We start from the raw sequence: 15,963 nt of genomic DNA, 5'->3' as shown, positions 1-15,963 counted from the left end.
GAGCCGTAGTGCGCTCTAGCGTGCAGGTGCGCCTGCAGCCGGGCTACTTACGACTCCCGTACTTGTAGATACTCATCGCTGATGCTGCTTCATCGCGTGCTCATCAGGGTTGGTTGTTCTTCATGTCGACGTAACTTCCTCGTCTTTACTTGTCACTGTCACTGGCAGTGTGACGATGTATTCACGTACAGGGTCTGCATCCACGTTGGCGGATACCCTCAGCGCACGGCCAAAGGCCCTGCGCTTCACGGCGATCTCCCATGCCTCCACTGTGGGGGTGATCCATGCGCCACGCCCGGGAAGTTTCCGACCCGGATCGGGGACAACCTGGAGTTCACCCTCGCCCTCGCCAACTTCCGCGCTTTCCTGCACAACGCAACGCAACAGCTGATCTATTCCCATCACCTGCTTCGTCGCAATGCACGTCCGTAACGGAAGGTGCTTGCTCGTGGGACACTTACGGGATACCACTTGTCCAGTGTATCGCGCCGGCCCCCGAAACAGTTAACTGGGCGTGTCCTCCGCCGCGGCGTCCGTCTCCGAGCGAATGTCGATCTTCCACCCGGTCAGGCGCGCGGCGAGTCGGGCATTTTGCCCTTCGCGGCCGATGGCGAGGCTCAGCTGATAGTCCGGCACGACGGCACGGGCAATCTGCATCTCCGGGTCCGTGACCTTCACGCTGACGACCTTCGACGGCGACAGTGCATTGCCTACAAACGTCGCCGGATCGTCGGAGTAGTCGATGATGTCGATCTTCTCCCCGCCCAACTCCTGCATGATGTTGGACACTCGCTGGCCGCGCGGCCCAATGCAGGCTCCCTTGGCGTTCAGCCCCTTGACGGTCGAGCGCACGGCAATCTTGGTGCGGTGTCCGGCTTCGCGCGCCACGGAGACGATTTCGACAGAACCATCGGCGACCTCCGGAACCTCCAGGGCGAACAGTCCCTTAACTAGCTCCGGGTGCGTGCGGGAGAGGTTGATCTGCACCATACGGTTGGCGTTATTGATCACGTCCGTAACGAAGGCCTTCACACGCATACCGTGTTCCAGCTCTTCGCCGGGGATGTGCTCGGCGGGCAAGATCTGCCCATCCTGGCCGTTCGCCTCGGTGCCCAGGTGCACGATGGTCACACCGCGCTCGTTGGCGCGGGCATCGGCGGAAACCACGCCGGAGACCACGCGGTAGCGCAGCTCGGCGTACTCGTCGTAGCGGTTCTGCACCCGGGCGGAGTTGATGCGGTAGCGGATGGCTTCGCGCACGGCCAGCGCACCATCGCGTCCAAAATTTTTTGGAGTATCGTCGATGCGCCCGGTGACGTTACCCTCTTCGTCCTTTTCCACCTGGTAGATGGTCACTTCACCGCTGATCGGGTCGATATCCACATCGACCGGTCCGGTGAACTGGCTGTTCGCCCGGTACGCCTCGCGCAGCCCCCGCTTAACCCCCTCCAGCAGGTCGTCGAAATCCACCGACTCCTGCTTTTCGACTGCACGCAGTGCGGCCATATCGATATTCACTTGTTACTCCTAGTTTTCCGCGGGACTATCCTGCTGATCTTCTGCACCGGGCAACCCGTAGGCGTCAATAGCCAATCCGACAAGATCGGCCTCGGCGGCGGGTGCCTGTGAGAATTCCACTTCTACCACCGCACCAGCTACATCTCCGAATCGCACGCGACGCACGCTGGGCTGTTTCTTGCCCGGTGTGATCAAAACAACATCGTCGCCGTCTACTTGCGCGATGCGCTCCACCCCGTCGGCCAGTCGCACGAGGCGCCCGATGTTGCGCACCCAGTGGCGTTGCTCAACAAGAGGGAAATCGACGCCAGGAGTCGTCAACTCCAGGGTGTATCCGGCTCCGAAGCTCATCTCCCCCGCTGCCTCGGCGTCATCCAAGTGCTTCGATACCTCGCGGCTCAGTTCTTCCAACTGATCCAGGTCCGGGCGCTCGGCACGGGGGTCGGCGGTATCCACTGCGATCCGAATGGCGGACTTCGCCCCTGCCTTCGTGATCTTGATGACCTCGATCACTAGTCCGAACTCTTTTACCAATCCGCGCAGCGAGTCTTCGAGCTGCTCCTTGTTTGGAAATGCCATGACCATGCAGTCTAGCAGCAGCTGGCTTCTAGTAGACTCCTAGTCTTGATGAATATGACCAGCTCTCGCCCCCTCCTTACCCGCCGTCGCTTCCTGGGAGTCGGCACGCTTCTCGGCGCCGGTCTGGCGATATCCGCCTGCGAGTTCGGCGAGGAGCCCCAAGCAAACGAACAGCTCATCGAGCTCGCCACGGCGCTGCGCAGCACCCAGAAAAATTTTGAGGCCAAGCGGGCGAAGAAATGGTCCGAGTTCCTCGGCAAGCAATACGACCTGGTCACGGAGGAAGCCCTGCGCCAGTGCGGCACCGATAGCGAGGGCAACGCGCCCCAGGGCTGTGAAGAAAAAGTTTCCGAGACCAAGAATGCGCCCAGGAAGGCTGTGTCCCTAGACAAGTCCTACACTCGCGCCCTCACGGGCGAGCTGGGCTCCCAGGCCTCCCTCATCGCCGGACTTTTCGCCGCCTACAAGGCCGCCGGCGACAACGAACGCCCCGACCACCCCGCCGAGGTCAACGCGGAGGTCGTCGAGGGCTTTTCTAACCCGGATGTCGATGTGGCAGCGGAGCTCCGTACTTTGTTGACGCTGACTTACGGCGCGATCTACGCCTCGGGCGTCGCACTGGCCAAGAGCTCAGAGGACAAGACCCGTTCGCGGATCCAATCCTTAGCCGATCAGCTGCGCGTGCTACGCGACCTCACGAATGACATCTTGGAGGAGCTGGGTTCGGAGGTTCCCTCCCCCGAGGCCGGATACACGCAAAACGAAGCCGACGAGAAGTCGGATGCTGTGGAGTACTTCCACCCCACTGTGCAGCCCATCACCACTCAGCTTCGTCGCATCACGGAGTTGGCCACCAACGAGCAGGCTGTAACCTACGCCGCCGAATGGGTAAAGGCCAACGCCTGGGGCGAAGCCGCCCTAGAGCGGCTCCAGGGCAAGGATCCTAAGGACGTGCCTCTCCGCGGAGAGCCCGCTTAGCCTCCGGCAGCGCATTCGCGTAGTCGACCTCGTAGGTCTCGCCGGTCAGGCGGTTGCGCAGTTCCACCTTGCCGTCGGCGAACCCACGGCCAACCACGACCACCAGGGGCATGCCCAGCAGTTCAGAGTCCTTGAACTTCACGCCCGGGGAGACCTTCGGGCGGTCGTCGAAGAGGACCTCCAGGCCGTCGTTGGACAGCGTCTCCACCAGTTCCGCTGCTGCCTCGCCCGCGGCGGCGTCCTTGTTGGCGATCACCACGTGCACGTCGAAAGGCGCGACGGATGCCGGCCAGCGCAGTCCGGAATCGTCCAGCATCTGCTCGGCGATCACGCCCACCAGGCGGGACACGCCCACGCCGTAGGAGCCCATCGTCGGCACAGAGCGCTTACCGGACTCGTCCAGGATCTTCACGTCGAAGGCCTCGGTGTACTTGCGCCCCAGCTGGAAGATGTGGCCGATCTCGATACCACGAGCCAGCGTCAGGGTGCCCTTGCCGTCCGGGGACGGGTCGCCCTCCAGCACCTCTGCGGCCTCCACGAAGCCGTCCGGGGTGAAGTCGCGCCCTGCGACCAGCCCCACGACGTGGCGGTTCTTAGCGTCCGCACCGGTGATCCAGGAGGTACCCTCCACCACACGCGGGTCGGCCAGCAGGCGAACACCGTTTGCAGCCAGCCCCTTTGGTCCTACGTAGCCCTTGACCAGGAAGGGGTTCTTCTTAAAGTCCGCCTCCTCGGCCAGCTCCACCTGCGCGGGCTCCATGGCCGCCTCGAGCCGCTTCATGTCCACCTCGCGGTTGCCCGGCACCAGCACGCCGGCCAGGGACTCGCCCCGCGGCTTGCCCTCTTCGTCCAGCGTCGGGTCGTTGACCTTGATCACGATGCACTTCAGCGTGTCCGCGGCCTCAACGGCACGGCCGTCGATGGTAATGCCTTCGTCGTTGGCCCAGTCCACCAACGCCTCGATGGTCTCGCTGTCCGGGGTCTCGTACTCCTTGGCCTCCGGCTGGCCCTCGATCGGCTGAGCCGGCGGGACCTGCGTCACTACCGCCTCGACGTTCGCGGCGTAGTCGCTCTCGGTGGAGCGCACGAAGGTGTCCTCGCCGGTGTCGGCCACAGCCAGGAACTCCTCGGATGCCGAGCCGCCCATAGCGCCAGAGGTCGCAGAGCAGATCGCATACTTGATGCCCAGGCGGTCGAAGATGTTCTGATAGGCCTTGCGGTGCAGCTGGTAGGACTCCTCCAGCCCCTCATCGTCCATGTTGAAGGAGTAGGAATCCTTCATGATGAACTCGCGGCCGCGCAGGATGCCGGCGCGCGGGCGCTCCTCGTCGCGGTACTTCGTCTGCACCTGGTACAGGATCACAGGGAAGTCCTTGTAGGAGTTGTACTCGGACTTCACGACCGAGGTGAACATCTCCTCGTGCGTCGGCCCCAGCAGGTAGTCCGCGTTCTTGCGGTCCTTCAGGCGGAACAGCGCATCACCGTATTCGACCCAGCGGCCGGTCGTCTCGTAGGGCTCACGCGGCAGCAGCGCGGGGAAGGAAATCTCCTGCGCGCCGATGGCGTTCATCTCCTCGCGTACGACCTTTTCAACGTTGCGCAGCACGCGCAGGCCAAGCGGCAGCCACGAGTACACGCCGGGGGCAACGCGGCGGATGTATCCCGCGCGTACCAGCAGCTTGTGGCTGGGCACCTCTGCGTCTGCGGGGTCGTCACGCAGGGTGCGCAAGAATAGTTGTGACATCCGAGTAATCATGAGTCATGACTTTACCTTTTCGCCCTTTGACTTGTGTCGTTTGGTAGGGGTTTTAGCTAGTCTGTGGGAATGCTGATCGTGCTTCCTCCGTCCGAAACCAAGGCTCCCGGTGGCTCGCGGCCCGCCGGGGAGCCGTTACACTTCCCGGAACTCGACCCCATCCGCGAGGAGATCACCCGCGATCTAGTCGCCCTGTGCACCGAATATCCGGAGGCCGCCATGCAGGTCCTGGGCCTTTCCGAGAAGCAGTACAGCGAGGTCGAGGCCAATCAGGTGCTGCGCACCGCCCCGACGATGCCGGCCCTGCGCCGTTACACGGGCGTGCTCTACGATGCGCTCGATGTGTCTTCTCTTTCTGACGCCACCACGCCCCACCTAGCCATCGGCTCAGCACTGTATGGCCTGGTCATGGGCGGGGATCCGATCCCCCACTACCGGCTTTCGGGTAGTACCAAGCTCACCCCCGGCACCACCATGAAGAAGCGCTGGGGTTCCGCCATCACCGAGGCGCTGAAACGCGCAGAGCAAGAACACGGCCTGGTGGTGGACCTGCGTTCCGGGGCGTATCAGCAGCTCGGCAAGCTGAAGACTGCGGTGACTGTGCGGGTAGAATCCGTGCAACCCGATGGCAGCCGCAAGGTCGTCAGCCACTTCAACAAGCACTACAAGGGCCTGCTCGCCCGCGCTCTGGCCCAAGATCCCAGCGGCACCACTGCCGCCGAGGTTGCTGACATCGCCCGCGCCGCAGGCTTCACCGTGGAGCAGGACTCCACGGAGCTAACCCTCGTCGTCTAGAGGCCCGCGACCTCGCCGATCACGTACACCGCCGGCGAGCCGACCTCGTTGGCTTCGAAAGTTTCGGCCAGCGTACCCAGGGTGCAGCGGAATCCCCGCTGCTGGTCGGTAGTGCCCTCCTGAATCACGGCCGCAGGAGTGTCGGCCGCCAATCCCCCGGCCTGTAGCTCCGCGGCAATCGCGGCGACGTTCCGCACGCCCATGATCACGCACAGCGTGGCCCCCGAGGCCGCCAGCGCGCGCCAGTCCACCAAGCTGCTCGGATTATCCGGCGCCACGTGGCCGGAGACCACGGTGAAGGCGTGCACCACTCCCCGCTGGGTCACGGGCACGCCGATGGCCGCGGGCACGCTCACAGCACTGGTCACGCCGGGGATAACCTCGCAGGCCACACCCGCCGCAGCGCACGCCTGCACTTCCTCGAAGCCGCGCCCGAACACGAACGGGTCCCCGCCCTTAAGCCGGGCGACGGTCTTGCCCGCCCGTGCGTGCTCCACCAGCAGCTCGTTGGTCTTTTCCTGGCTGACCTGCCTGGAGTACGGTAGCTTCGCCACGTCGATGACCTCCTTGGCCTCCACATCGCACAGCTTGTCCAGCTCGCTGGTGGGGCCCAGGTGGTCGGTCAGGATCACGTCGGCTGCCTGCAGCGCGCGCATCCCGCGCACCGTAATCAGGTCCCATGCCCCAGGCCCTCCGCCGATCAGCACCACTTTCCCTGTGTCACTCATGGCAATTCAGCCTACCCCTACAATGGGCAACACCATGAATACGTTTGCCGAGCACTTCCCGGAACTCGCTCTCCCCTGCACCGGGGAGGTATTCCCCGACCCGCAGATCCTCGTGCTCAACGAGCCCCTCGCCACTGAGCTGGGCTTGGATCCGCAGTGGCTCCGCAGCCCCGAGGGCATTGCCTTCCTCACCGGCCAGCACGGAGGCCATGCACTCGGCTACGCCGGCCACCAATTCGGCCAGTTCAACCCGCGCATGGGCGATGGCCGCGCGCTCCTACTGTCAGAGCACACGGATCCCCAGGGAAAGGACTGGGACATCCACGCCAAGGGCACTGGGCGCACCCCCTTCTCCCGCGGGGGTGACGGCCACTATCCCCTCGACGCCGCCCTCAAGGAGTATGCCTTCGCCGAGTCCCTCCACACCCTGGGTGTCCCCACCGCCCGCTCACTGGCTGTCCTCTCCACCGGTCACACCGTGCGGCGCAATCACTTCCACCCAGGCGCGGTCGGCGTGCGCGTCGCCGGCTCCCACATCCGCATCGGCACCTTCCAATACGCCGCGCTCATGGGCCCGCAGGTCACCGAACGCCTCGTCGACTACACGCTCGCCCGCCACTTTCCGGAAGGCACGTCGCCGCTCGATCTTTTTGACGCCACCGTCTCCCGCCAAGCCAAACTCGTCGCCAGCTGGATGCGCTTCGGCTTTATCCACGGGGTGATGAACACCGACAACATCGCAATTTCCGGGGAGACCATCGACTTCGGCCCGTGCGCCTTCATGGATTACTTCGCCACCGACACGGTGTACAGCTCCATAGACACCCGTGGCCGCTACGCATACGCCCAGCAGCCCGCCGTCATGATGTGGAACCTCGCGCGCCTGGCTGAGGCGCTCGTGCCGCTGGTGGATGAGGGCGTCAAAAAATTTACAGAGCGCTTGCAGCGCTTCCAGCCGCAGTACGCCGCGGCGTGGGACGAGCAGATGGCCGCTGCGCTGGGAGCCCTGGACTGCGCCGAACAGCTGCTTGACCTGCTGCAGGTCGCGGCTCCCGACTACGGTGCTCTCCTGGCCAGCCTGAACCCGGGCGAAATCCCCCAGGGGCTAGAGAACACTCCCGGTGCCGCCGAGTGGACCGAGCGTTGGACGGCGCAGGACCCCCACCCGCGCAATCCCATCTACTTGCCCCGCAACCACGGCATGCAGGCCGCGCTAGAGCAGGCCGAGGCGGGTGACCTCAGCCGCTACCTGCTGGCGCTCGAGGCTCTGCGTAGCCCCTTTGAATGGGACGAGAAATACGAAAAACTCGGCCTCCGTGCGGCGGTGCCGCGCGAGGAAGCCGAGTTCACGACCTACTGCGGTACTTAGACCAACTTCAGAGCCTTCTGGGAACGATCCCACTGCTCGTTGAACAGGTTGGCATCCTTGGACAGGCGGGTGCCGTAGGAAGGAATCATCTCCCGCAGCTTCGGTGCCCAGTCGGCGATGCGGTTGCCGAAGCAACGCTCCAGCACCTCCAGCATTGCAGACGGAGCGATGGAAGCACCCGGGGAAGCACCCATCAGGCCGGCGATGGTGCCGTCGTTGGAGTTAATCAGCGCGGTGCCGAACTCCAGGGAGCCGAACTTCGGCGCGCCGATCGGCTTGATCACCTGCACGCGCTGGCCGGCGGTGACCAGCTCCCAATCCTCGGCACGTGCCTCCGGCATGTACTCGCGCAGGGATTCCACGCGGGCTGCCTGGTCCTTCAGCACCTCCTCGATCAGGTACTTGGTCAGGCCCATCTCCTGCACACCCACACCCAGGTAGGACGGGAGGTTGCCCACGCGGAGGGACTTGAACAGGTCCAGGTAGCTGCCCTTCTTCAGGAACTTCGGAGTCCAGCCTGCGTACGGGCCGAACAGCAGGCCCTTCTTGCCGTCGATCACGCGGGTGTCCAGGTGCGGAACGGACATCGGCGGGGCGCCGACGGATGCCTTGCCGTAGACCTTGGCCTGGTGCTGCTCCACCAGCTCCGGGTTGGTGCAGCGCAGCCACTGGCCGGAGACCGGGAAGCCGCCGTAGCCCTTGATCTCCGGGATGCCGGTCTTCTGCAGCAGCGGCAGAGCCATGCCGCCGGCGCCGACGAAGACGAAGTTCGCGGTGATCACGGAGGTGTCGCCGGTGTGCAGGTTCTTGGTGGTAATCTTCCACTTGGAACTGTCGCGGTTGATGTTCTTGACCTCGTTGCCGTAGCGAACCTCCACGCCCTGAGCGGTGACGGCGTCCAGGTACTGGCGGGTCAGCGCACCGTAGTTGATGTCGGTGCCGGCGTCGAACCAGGAAATCGCAACCGGGTTGTTGAAGTCACGGCCACGGGCCATCAGCGGCAGGAACTCGGCGAACTTCTCGTCGGAGTCGCTGTACTGCATGTTCGGGAACAGCGGGTGATCCTTCAGCGCCTCGTAGCGAGCCTTCAGGTAGTCCACCTGGTCCATGCCCTGTGCGAAGGAGACGTGCGGAACCTTGTTGATGAACTCGGACGGGTCGCCCAGCACGTTCTGCTCGACCAAGTAGCTCCAGAACTGGCGGGAGACCTGGAACTTCTCGTTCACACCGACGGCCTTGGAGATGTCGATCTTGCCGTTGACCTCAGGGGTGTAGTTCAGCTCGCACAGCGCGGAGTGGCCGGTACCAGCGTTGTTCCACGGGTCGGAGGATTCCGCACCAGGGGTGTCCAGACGTTCGATGATCACCTGGCTCCAGTCCGGCTGCAGCTGCTTCAGCATGACGGACAGGGTGGTGGAGATAACACCCGCACCAATTAGTGCGACGTCCACAGAATCTTTATGTACCACTATCTATTCATTCCTTCAAAGGCGAAAAAAGTCAGACCGTTATTGTGTCATATTTACTCTACGCCTATAGGCCAATGTTTCAATGATCTTTGCCTGCTCGTGGCGCTAGCATGAGTACATGCCTAATAGCCCCGTACTCCCTTCCTCCGCCGCCGATCTCAAGTTTTTGCCCGATGAGCTGGGCGAAGGCTTCGGCCAATGCTTCCTCGAGCTGGGCGATGACCCGGATGGCGAGTCCCCCATTCGTTGCACCCTGGTGCGTTACTGCCCGGATACGCCCGACGATTCCTTTTTCTCTCGCCCCGCCATGCTATTTGTCCATGGAATGACGGACTATTTCTTTCAGGATCACGTGGCCCGCCATTTTCACGACTCCGGCTTTGCCGTCTACGGTCTGGATCTGCGCAAGTGCGGTCGCTCCTGGCGCGAGGGGCAAACCTGGCACCACGTCAGCGATCAGTCACTCTACGACGTGGATCTCTCCACCGCCACGTCCCTCCTCACCGCCGCCCACGCCGCGGTCGTTCCTGTTGGGCACTCGACCGGCGGGTTGGATGTCACGATGTGGGCTCATCGCCTCTTTGACGCCGGTTCCCCCCTCCACAGTTCCATCGCCGCCATCGTTTTGAACTCGCCGTGGTTTGGCCTGCAGTTCAACCCGGCTGTTCGCTTCGTCATTAACCGCGTGTTCCCGGTGGTCAACAAGCTGCGGCCCAACATGCTGCTACCCGGCGGGATCAACCCGACCTACGGCCGGTCCCTGCACGTCACCGAGGCCGGCGAGTGGAATTACAACCTGCGCCTCAAGCCCCTGGAGCCCCGCCCGAAGTATCTGCAGTGGCTCCTGGGCGTGGCCCGGGAGATCCGCCGCCTCCACTCCGGTAAGGGTGACACGGGCGTGCCCACGCTACTGTTGACCAGCCACACCCATCACTTCTCCAAGAAGCTGTCCCACGAGTCTTACAACGCCGACCTCATCCTCATGCCGAGCCAGATGTGGCAGCAGGCCTCCAACGCTTCTTCCCTGTCCACCACCATCGTGATCGAAGGCGCGCTGCACGACGTGTTCCTCTCCCGCCCCAAGGTCCGCTCCAAGGCTTTCGCCGCCACCGACGAGTGGCTTAGCGACGTCTTCAACGAAAGGAAGGTTCACCGTGCCTGATTTCGACCTCATCATTGTCGGCACTGGCTCCGGCAACTCCCTGCCCAGCCCCGCCAACGAGCACCAGAAAATCGCCATCGTGGAAAAGGGCACATTCGGCGGCACCTGCATCAACGTGGGCTGCATCCCGACCAAGATGTTCGTCCACACCGCCGACGTTGCCCGCAGTTTCTCCGAAGCCTCCCGCCTGAGCCTCACTGGCGAGCTCCAGCACGTCGACTGGAAGGACATCCAGCGCCGCGTCTTCGCCGACCGTATCGATCCCATCAGTCAAAGCGGCGCTGCCTACCGCGCGGGAGACGAAACCCCGAACATCACTCTCTTCGAAGGCACCGCCCGCTTCGTTGGCCCCCGCACGCTGCAGATCGACGACGGCCCCACCATCACCGGCGCCAACATCGTGCTCGCCACCGGCGGCCGCCCGCGCATTCACCCCGCCCTCGCCGACGTGCGCTACCGCACCAACGAGGACATCATGCGCCTGGATGAACTGCCGAAGTCCCTCATCGTCGTCGGCGGTGGCATCGTCGCCGTGGAGTTCGCCGCCATGTTCTCTGGCCTCGGCACGCAGGTTACGCTCATCAATCGCTCGGAGAAGCTGTTGCGGAAGTTGGACGCCGACATCTCCGAAGCCTTCACCACTCAGGCCAAGCAGCAGTGGACGAACCACTTGGGGCGCACCATCACCGCCGCCGAGGAAGCCGACAATGGCCAGATCACCCTCACCCTTGATGACGGAACTACCGTCACCGGCGAGGAGGTCCTCGTTGCGATGGGGCGCGTCAACAATTCGGACACGTTGGACTGCGAAGCGGGTGGCGTCAAAACCCGAGAAGACGGCCTAATCGAGGTCGACGAATACGGCCGCACCAGCGCCGACGGCGTGTGGGCGCTGGGTGATGCGTGCAACGACTTCGAGCTCAAGCACGTCGCCAACGCCGAGGCGCGAGTGGTGGCGCACAACCTGGCTCACCCCGATGGCCTGCGAAAGTTCAACCACGACGTGGTCCCCAGCGGAGTGTTCACGCACCCGCAGATCGGCGTGGTGGGCATGACCGAGCAGGAGGCGCGCGAGACCGGCCGCCCCCTCACCGTCAAGATCCAGAAGTACGGCGACGTGGCCTACGGCTGGGCGATGGAAGACACCACCGGGTTCTGCAAGGTCATCGCCGACCGCAGCACCGGCGAGATCCTCGGCGCGCACATCATCGGGCCGGAGGCTAGCTCTTTGATCCAGTGCTTCGTCACCGCCATGACTTTCGGAATTAATGCCCGCGATTTCGCCGAAACACAGTATTGGCCCCACCCCGCTCTGACAGAATTGGTCGAGAACGCCCTACTTGGGTTAGATTTCGAAAACTAACAAAGGAGCTTTCTCGCCATGTTTGCAGTAGTCACCGGAGCAGCCTCAGGTATCGGCCGGGAGGTGGCACTGCAACTGGCTGAACGCGGCTATGCAGTGGCCGTCAGCGACCGCGACGCGGAAGGCCTGGCCGCTACTGCCAAAGACATCACCAACCGCGGGGGTACCGTCGCCGACCAACGCACCGTGGACGTAACCGACGTGGAAGCAGTGAAAGCCTGGGCAGACGACGTGGTCTCCACTCACGGCGCCCCGGACCAGGTACACCACGTGGCCGGCATCGCCATCTGGGGTGACGTGCGCCAGATGCCCCACGAAAAGTGGCAGCGCGTGATCGATGTGAACCTGATGGGTTCCGTGCACATGGTGGAGGCCTTCGCGCCCAAGATGATGGAGGACCAGCCTGTGCGCCGGCGCCGCCGCGACCGCCGGAAGCTGGTGTTCGTCTCGTCCGCCGCGGGCATCATCGGCCTGCCGTGGCACGCGGCCTATTCCGCCTCCAAGGGTGGCGTGCTGGGCATGTGCGAGGTGCTGCGCTTCGACCTGGCACCCTTCGGCGTGGACGTGCACGCCGTCGCCCCGGGAGCGGTGGACACTCCCCTGGTTCGCACCATCGACATCCACGGCGTGGATCGCTCCAAGAAGCGCATCCAGAAGGCAACGGCCCTGTTCCAGGGCCACGCCGTCACCCCCGCCAAGGCGGCTCAAAAAATTTTGAAGGGTGTGGACAAGGGCAAGTACCTCATCAACACCAGCGGGGACATTCCTATTGCCCGCTGGGCGCAAGTAAACACCCCCTGGGCTTACAAGGGCGTGATGAAGGCGCTTAACGCTGGGTTCCGATGGGCGTCAAAATGAAAAGGGCAACAGAATAGAGCCGAGCAGCACCAGAACGACAAAGACAGCGAACGCCTTGCCCTGCCAGTGGGCGTAGTTGAAGTCCACGCCCACCCCGTGGCGCTTGTCCACCAGCACGGCCGGGTCGTCCGGGTTGTAGTAGAACATGCCCCACTTGTAGTGCTCGTCGTTGTCGGTGCTCGGGCTCGTGGTGTTGTTCTGCTTCCTCGCCAGCGCCACAACCATGGCGAGGCTAGCTCCCAGCACCAGCACCAGCGAACCGATCATGGCCGGAGCCACCCAGTCCGTGTGCAGCACGGTCACGACCTGCAGGCTCGCAAACATGATGGCCAGCGCAAAGTTCATCACGGCTAGCCACATTGCCGTGTAACCATGCGAGGGCTTCCAACGCAGTATCCCCGCGGCTATCAGCACGAAAAGCAGCACCAATACCGCGCCGAATATCGTCGGGAAGAACACCGACCCCACGGTCTTGTCACTCCAGCCATCCGGCTCGAAGCGAGTACCAAAGTGGGTCGCGAAGCGCTCCGGAATGTCCTCCCACCGCGCGGCCACGTACCCGGCCGCCAGGCCAAGCAGCGCCAGCGCCGCCCCAGTGAGCGTCCATGTGCGGTTTGCTGTACTCATCGGTGTTCCTCAAAGATTTTTTCAAGCTCGGTGTTCGATTAATTCTACTTAGGCGCAAGGGGTTGTCCGAGGCGGTTTATATACTGCTCGCACAAGCCAAGAGAATTTTTTGGCTACACCACAAAAGCACCTCCGAACAGGCAATAAGGGGAAAACCATGTTCGAGCATTCCACCATCACACCCTGCTGGCGCATCACCGACCCGAACGATCCACTAAGCGCAGCCGCGTGCGAAGTTAACCGCGGGCACGTGAACCTCGCCGTGGCCTGCACGCCCGAGATGAACGAGTGTGTCATCGACGTATCCACCCGCCTGGCCGTGCGCCTGGGGCTCACAGAATACCGCGCGCTCACGCTGGTGGAGATCGGCCACATGTTCCGCCGCTTCCCCACCATCCTCGAGCTCGCCCGTTCCGGTGCTTACTCGCTTGACCTGCTGCGATGCATGGCTGAGTGCCTCAGCCCCGTGAAGGCAGACGTCCCCGAAACCTTCGAGGAAAAAATTTTTAGGGCGATCTCCCCCACCGTCCCGAACCAAGCAATGCTTGCCCGGGCAACCATCCGCGGCCGTATCGAGCAAGTGATCCGCAAACACGATCCCCAGGCCCTGCCGGAGGAGTCAAAGGATACGGATCCGGGCTCCTCCGCGCGCCTGGACATCGACGATCGCCCCGATACCACCACTGTCTTCTTCTTGACGCTACCCAAGCTCGAAGGGCTAGAGCTCCAGCGGACGCTCAACAACGTGGTCAAGAACAATTCTTGCTCCCGCGCCGAGGCACTAATGCGCTTGGTTCGCAGGCAGACCAAGGCAGAAATCACACTGAACCTTTATCAGAGTACGGATCAGCCAGATGCCCAGATCTGGGCCGCAGGTGGTTGGGTCAACTCAAAGGCCACACAGAGGTGGAAGGATCGCGTCACACACGTCCAGTTCCCCGGCGCCGTTAGCAACGAGGGCTATTCCCCTATATCTTTGGTGCGGGCCAGCGTGGAGGGGCGCGACGGAACCTGTCGCTTCCCTGGCTGCTCGGTGCCCGCGCATAAATGCCAGTTGGACCACGTGCAGCGCTATAACCATGAAACCCCACAGGCAGGTGGCCCTACTTCCACCTCAAACCTCCATTGTCTTTGCACCAAGCACCACAACGCGAAGACGACTGGCTCCTGGGACGTCACCATCCATCCCGACGGCAATGAAACTTGGACCAGCCACGGCGACGGGCACACCGTCATGACGGCACCCAACGGGCCGCTGGGGCGGGAAACCTTTGCCCAGCGGGCGGAGAATCGCCGGCGGGCGGCCTAGCGCGGCTCGTCTACTGGGACTCCCATGACGTCCAGCGCCGTGGCCAGGCCGTCATAGTTGGTCACTAGCATGACGAACGCGACCTGCCCGCGCTCGCTCAGCAGACCCCGCAGCCGCTGGGCCATGTCGGCGGTAAGGCCACGGTCGCGGACGAGCTGCTCGGCGGCGTCCAGCAAGGTGCCGTGGCGACCGGTGCGGCCGTGGTCGGGCTGGAATAGGGCGTCAATATCCTGAACCCCAACCTTTGCAGCGAGGGCACGGTGTTGGTCGGCTTCGTAGGCGCTACCGCGCAAGTAGGCGACGCGCAGGATGATCATTTCGGTCTCGACGCGCGAGAGGTAGCCGAAGGGCATCATCGAGCCACCATACAGCAGCCAAAAGAAGAACAAGCGCGGAGCGCGGCCAATGGTGGCGAACACTCCGAGGTTCTTCCTTTTGGTCACTCGGGCGCCCACGCGCGTGGCGAAGGCGCCGAACGGGCCGAGGCGGCGGAGGTGTTGTTTACGAGGAACGGGGCCAGGCCCCAGAGGTATAGTTTTGTCTCCCATACTTCCGGGAGGTTAGTCGGTCGAGCTAGCCCTCGCTGGGAATTGTCAGAACCTCGTAGCCGTCTTCGGTGACGACCAGGGTGTGCTCGAACTGCGCGGTCCACTGGCGATCCTTGGTCTGGACGGTCCAGTCGTCGTCCCACACCTCGTATTCCAGCCCGCCGAGGTTAATCATCGGCTCGATGGTCAGGGTCATGCCCGGCTCGAGCAGGTCGGTGTACATGGTCGGGCGGTCGTAGTGCAGTACCACCAGGCCGTTGTGGAAGGTCGGGCCAACGCCGTGGCCAGTGAAGTCCTCCACGACGTTGTAGCCGAAGCGCTTGGCGTAGCTTTCGATCACGCGGCCGATGACGTTGATCTGCCGGCCGGGCTTCACGGCCTTGATGCCGCGCCACATGGCCTTTTCGGTGCGCTCGACGAGCAGGCGGTGTTCCTCGGAGACGTCGCCGGCCAGGAAGGTTGCGTTGGTGTCGCCGTGCACACCGTTCTTGTAGGCGGTGATGTCGATGTTGACGATGTCGCCATCCTGGATCACGGTGCTGTCGGGGATGCCGTGGCAGATGATCTCGTTGAGGCTCACACAGCTGGACTTCGGGAAGTGCCGGTAGCCGAGCGTGGAGGGGTAAGCGCCGTGGTCGCACATGTACTCGTGCGCCACGCGGTCGACCTCATCGGTAGTCACGCCGGGGGCGACGGCGGCACCTGCGGCCTGCAGGGCATCGGCGGCGATGCGGCTGGCTTCGCGCATCTTCTCGATGGTCTCTGGAGTCTGCACCCACGGCTCGCCCACGTTCTCCTGCACACTGTCCTTCCAGGCGTACTCCGGCCTTTCGATGTGGGCCGGGACGGAGCGGATGGGCGTGGGATTACCGGGGGTCAATGGTGCTCGAGTCATGGCTCCCTA

16 protein-coding genes are annotated in these 15,963 nt (G+C 63.4%); 7 read left to right on the top strand and 9 right to left on the bottom strand.

The window, feature by feature from the left end; genetic code table 11:
• Positions 1-120: 120 nt before the first annotated feature.
• The 3 genes from QKE30_RS00485 to rimP are packed head-to-tail and all read right to left on the bottom strand — an operon-like array spanning position 121 to position 2,103.
• Complete coding sequence (locus tag QKE30_RS00485; RefSeq protein ID WP_347933828.1) at positions 121-471, bottom strand: YlxR family protein; 351 nt, start codon at positions 469-471, stop codon at positions 121-123.
• Between the two features lie 33 nt (positions 472-504).
• The gene (nusA, locus tag QKE30_RS00480) at positions 505-1,518 is read right to left on the bottom strand and encodes a transcription termination factor NusA (protein WP_034986326.1); all 1,014 of its coding nucleotides are present in this window, start codon (positions 1,516-1,518) and stop codon (positions 505-507) included.
• A gap of 9 nt (positions 1,519-1,527) precedes the next feature.
• Positions 1,528-2,103: a ribosome maturation factor RimP gene (gene rimP / locus QKE30_RS00475; RefSeq protein WP_239199701.1), complete on the bottom strand. Its 576-nt coding sequence runs from the start codon at positions 2,101-2,103 to the stop codon at positions 1,528-1,530.
• A gap of 48 nt (positions 2,104-2,151) precedes the next feature.
• Here rimP and QKE30_RS00470 point away from each other — a divergent pair, with 48 nt between their 5' ends.
• Positions 2,152-3,075 carry a ferritin-like domain-containing protein gene (locus QKE30_RS00470; RefSeq protein ID WP_239199703.1) on the top strand — a complete coding sequence of 308 codons (924 nt, stop codon included), beginning with the start codon at positions 2,152-2,154 and terminating at the stop codon, positions 3,073-3,075.
• Here the strand turns inward: QKE30_RS00470 and QKE30_RS00465 are convergent.
• Positions 3,041-4,831, bottom strand: coding sequence for a proline--tRNA ligase (locus tag QKE30_RS00465; protein WP_347933827.1), 1,791 nt, complete (start codon positions 4,829-4,831; stop codon positions 3,041-3,043). The genes QKE30_RS00470 and QKE30_RS00465 overlap by 35 nt on opposite strands.
• A 69-nt stretch (positions 4,832-4,900) precedes the next feature.
• Between QKE30_RS00465 and yaaA the strand changes: the two genes are divergently transcribed.
• Positions 4,901-5,626: a peroxide stress protein YaaA gene (yaaA, locus tag QKE30_RS00460; RefSeq protein WP_347933826.1), complete on the top strand. Its 726-nt coding sequence runs from the start codon at positions 4,901-4,903 to the stop codon at positions 5,624-5,626.
• On the opposite strand, the gene cobA is transcribed toward yaaA, so the two are convergent.
• The gene (gene cobA / locus QKE30_RS00455; protein ID WP_347933825.1) at positions 5,623-6,354 is read right to left on the bottom strand and encodes a uroporphyrinogen-III C-methyltransferase; all 732 of its coding nucleotides are present in this window, start codon (positions 6,352-6,354) and stop codon (positions 5,623-5,625) included. The two genes, yaaA and cobA, sit on opposite strands and share 4 nt — an antisense overlap.
• 34 nt (positions 6,355-6,388) lie before the next feature.
• On the opposite strand from cobA, the gene QKE30_RS00450 reads away from it, so the two are divergent.
• Complete coding sequence (locus QKE30_RS00450) at positions 6,389-7,723, top strand: protein adenylyltransferase SelO family protein (RefSeq protein WP_347933824.1); 1,335 nt, start codon at positions 6,389-6,391, stop codon at positions 7,721-7,723.
• On the opposite strand, the gene mqo is transcribed toward QKE30_RS00450, so the two are convergent.
• Positions 7,720-9,192 carry a malate dehydrogenase (quinone) gene (gene mqo, locus QKE30_RS00445; RefSeq protein ID WP_347933823.1) on the bottom strand — a complete coding sequence of 491 codons (1,473 nt, stop codon included), beginning with the start codon at positions 9,190-9,192 and terminating at the stop codon, positions 7,720-7,722. The two genes, QKE30_RS00450 and mqo, sit on opposite strands and share 4 nt — an antisense overlap.
• A gap of 118 nt (positions 9,193-9,310) precedes the next feature.
• Between mqo and QKE30_RS00440 the strand changes: the two genes are divergently transcribed.
• From QKE30_RS00440 to QKE30_RS00430, 3 genes are read left to right on the top strand one after another with little or no spacing between them, the layout of a single operon-like run.
• A complete protein-coding gene (locus QKE30_RS00440) occupies positions 9,311-10,354 on the top strand; it encodes an alpha/beta hydrolase (RefSeq protein WP_347933822.1) in 1,044 nt (347 codons plus the stop codon).
• Positions 10,347-11,717 carry a mycothione reductase gene (gene mtr / locus QKE30_RS00435; RefSeq protein WP_297666873.1) on the top strand — a complete coding sequence of 457 codons (1,371 nt, stop codon included), beginning with the start codon at positions 10,347-10,349 and terminating at the stop codon, positions 11,715-11,717. Before QKE30_RS00440 ends, mtr begins: the two co-directional genes overlap by 8 nt.
• An 18-nt stretch (positions 11,718-11,735) precedes the next feature.
• Complete coding sequence (locus tag QKE30_RS00430) at positions 11,736-12,575, top strand: SDR family oxidoreductase (protein WP_347933821.1); 840 nt, start codon at positions 11,736-11,738, stop codon at positions 12,573-12,575.
• On the opposite strand, the gene QKE30_RS00425 is transcribed toward QKE30_RS00430, so the two are convergent.
• On the bottom strand, positions 12,567-13,202 hold the full coding sequence (locus QKE30_RS00425; protein WP_239199730.1) for a DUF1648 domain-containing protein: 636 nt from the start codon (positions 13,200-13,202) through the stop codon (positions 12,567-12,569). The genes QKE30_RS00430 and QKE30_RS00425 overlap by 9 nt on opposite strands.
• A gap of 157 nt (positions 13,203-13,359) precedes the next feature.
• Between QKE30_RS00425 and QKE30_RS00420 the strand changes: the two genes are divergently transcribed.
• The gene (locus tag QKE30_RS00420; RefSeq protein WP_347933820.1) at positions 13,360-14,511 is read left to right on the top strand and encodes an HNH endonuclease signature motif containing protein; all 1,152 of its coding nucleotides are present in this window, start codon (positions 13,360-13,362) and stop codon (positions 14,509-14,511) included.
• Here QKE30_RS00420 and QKE30_RS00415 read toward each other — a convergent pair.
• Positions 14,508-15,059, bottom strand: a complete 552-nt coding sequence (locus QKE30_RS00415; protein ID WP_239199736.1) for a carboxymuconolactone decarboxylase family protein — start codon at positions 15,057-15,059, stop codon at positions 14,508-14,510. The genes QKE30_RS00420 and QKE30_RS00415 overlap by 4 nt on opposite strands.
• 25 nt (positions 15,060-15,084) lie before the next feature.
• Positions 15,085-15,954 carry a type I methionyl aminopeptidase gene (gene map / locus QKE30_RS00410; RefSeq protein ID WP_239199739.1) on the bottom strand — a complete coding sequence of 290 codons (870 nt, stop codon included), beginning with the start codon at positions 15,952-15,954 and terminating at the stop codon, positions 15,085-15,087.
• Positions 15,955-15,963 lie beyond the last annotated feature (9 nt).

The organism is Corynebacterium sp. c24Ua_83 (genome assembly GCF_039907245.1).
Taxonomy (GTDB): domain Bacteria; phylum Actinomycetota; class Actinomycetes; order Mycobacteriales; family Mycobacteriaceae; genus Corynebacterium.
The sequence above is the reverse complement of the archived record's forward strand: the minus strand, read 5'-3'. Positions and strand labels throughout refer to the sequence as shown.

Coding starts and splice junctions, on each gene's coding strand:
- rimP (WP_239199701.1), bottom strand. CDS start 2,103: ATGGTCATGGCATTTCCAAACAAGGAGCAGCTCGAAGACTCGCTGCGC.
- QKE30_RS00470 (WP_239199703.1), top strand. CDS start 2,152: ATGACCAGCTCTCGCCCCCTCCTTACCCGCCGTCGCTTCCTGGGAGTC.
- QKE30_RS00465 (WP_347933827.1), bottom strand. CDS start 4,831: ATGATTACTCGGATGTCACAACTATTCTTGCGCACCCTGCGTGACGAC.
- yaaA (WP_347933826.1), top strand. CDS start 4,901: ATGCTGATCGTGCTTCCTCCGTCCGAAACCAAGGCTCCCGGTGGCTCG.
- cobA (WP_347933825.1), bottom strand. CDS start 6,354: ATGAGTGACACAGGGAAAGTGGTGCTGATCGGCGGAGGGCCTGGGGCA.
- QKE30_RS00450 (WP_347933824.1), top strand. CDS start 6,389: ATGAATACGTTTGCCGAGCACTTCCCGGAACTCGCTCTCCCCTGCACC.
- QKE30_RS00440 (WP_347933822.1), top strand. CDS start 9,311: ATGCCTAATAGCCCCGTACTCCCTTCCTCCGCCGCCGATCTCAAGTTT.
- QKE30_RS00430 (WP_347933821.1), top strand. CDS start 11,736: ATGTTTGCAGTAGTCACCGGAGCAGCCTCAGGTATCGGCCGGGAGGTG.
- QKE30_RS00425 (WP_239199730.1), bottom strand. CDS start 13,202: ATGAGTACAGCAAACCGCACATGGACGCTCACTGGGGCGGCGCTGGCG.
- QKE30_RS00420 (WP_347933820.1), top strand. CDS start 13,360: ATGTTCGAGCATTCCACCATCACACCCTGCTGGCGCATCACCGACCCG.
- QKE30_RS00415 (WP_239199736.1), bottom strand. CDS start 15,059: ATGGGAGACAAAACTATACCTCTGGGGCCTGGCCCCGTTCCTCGTAAA.
- map (WP_239199739.1), bottom strand. CDS start 15,954: ATGACTCGAGCACCATTGACCCCCGGTAATCCCACGCCCATCCGCTCC.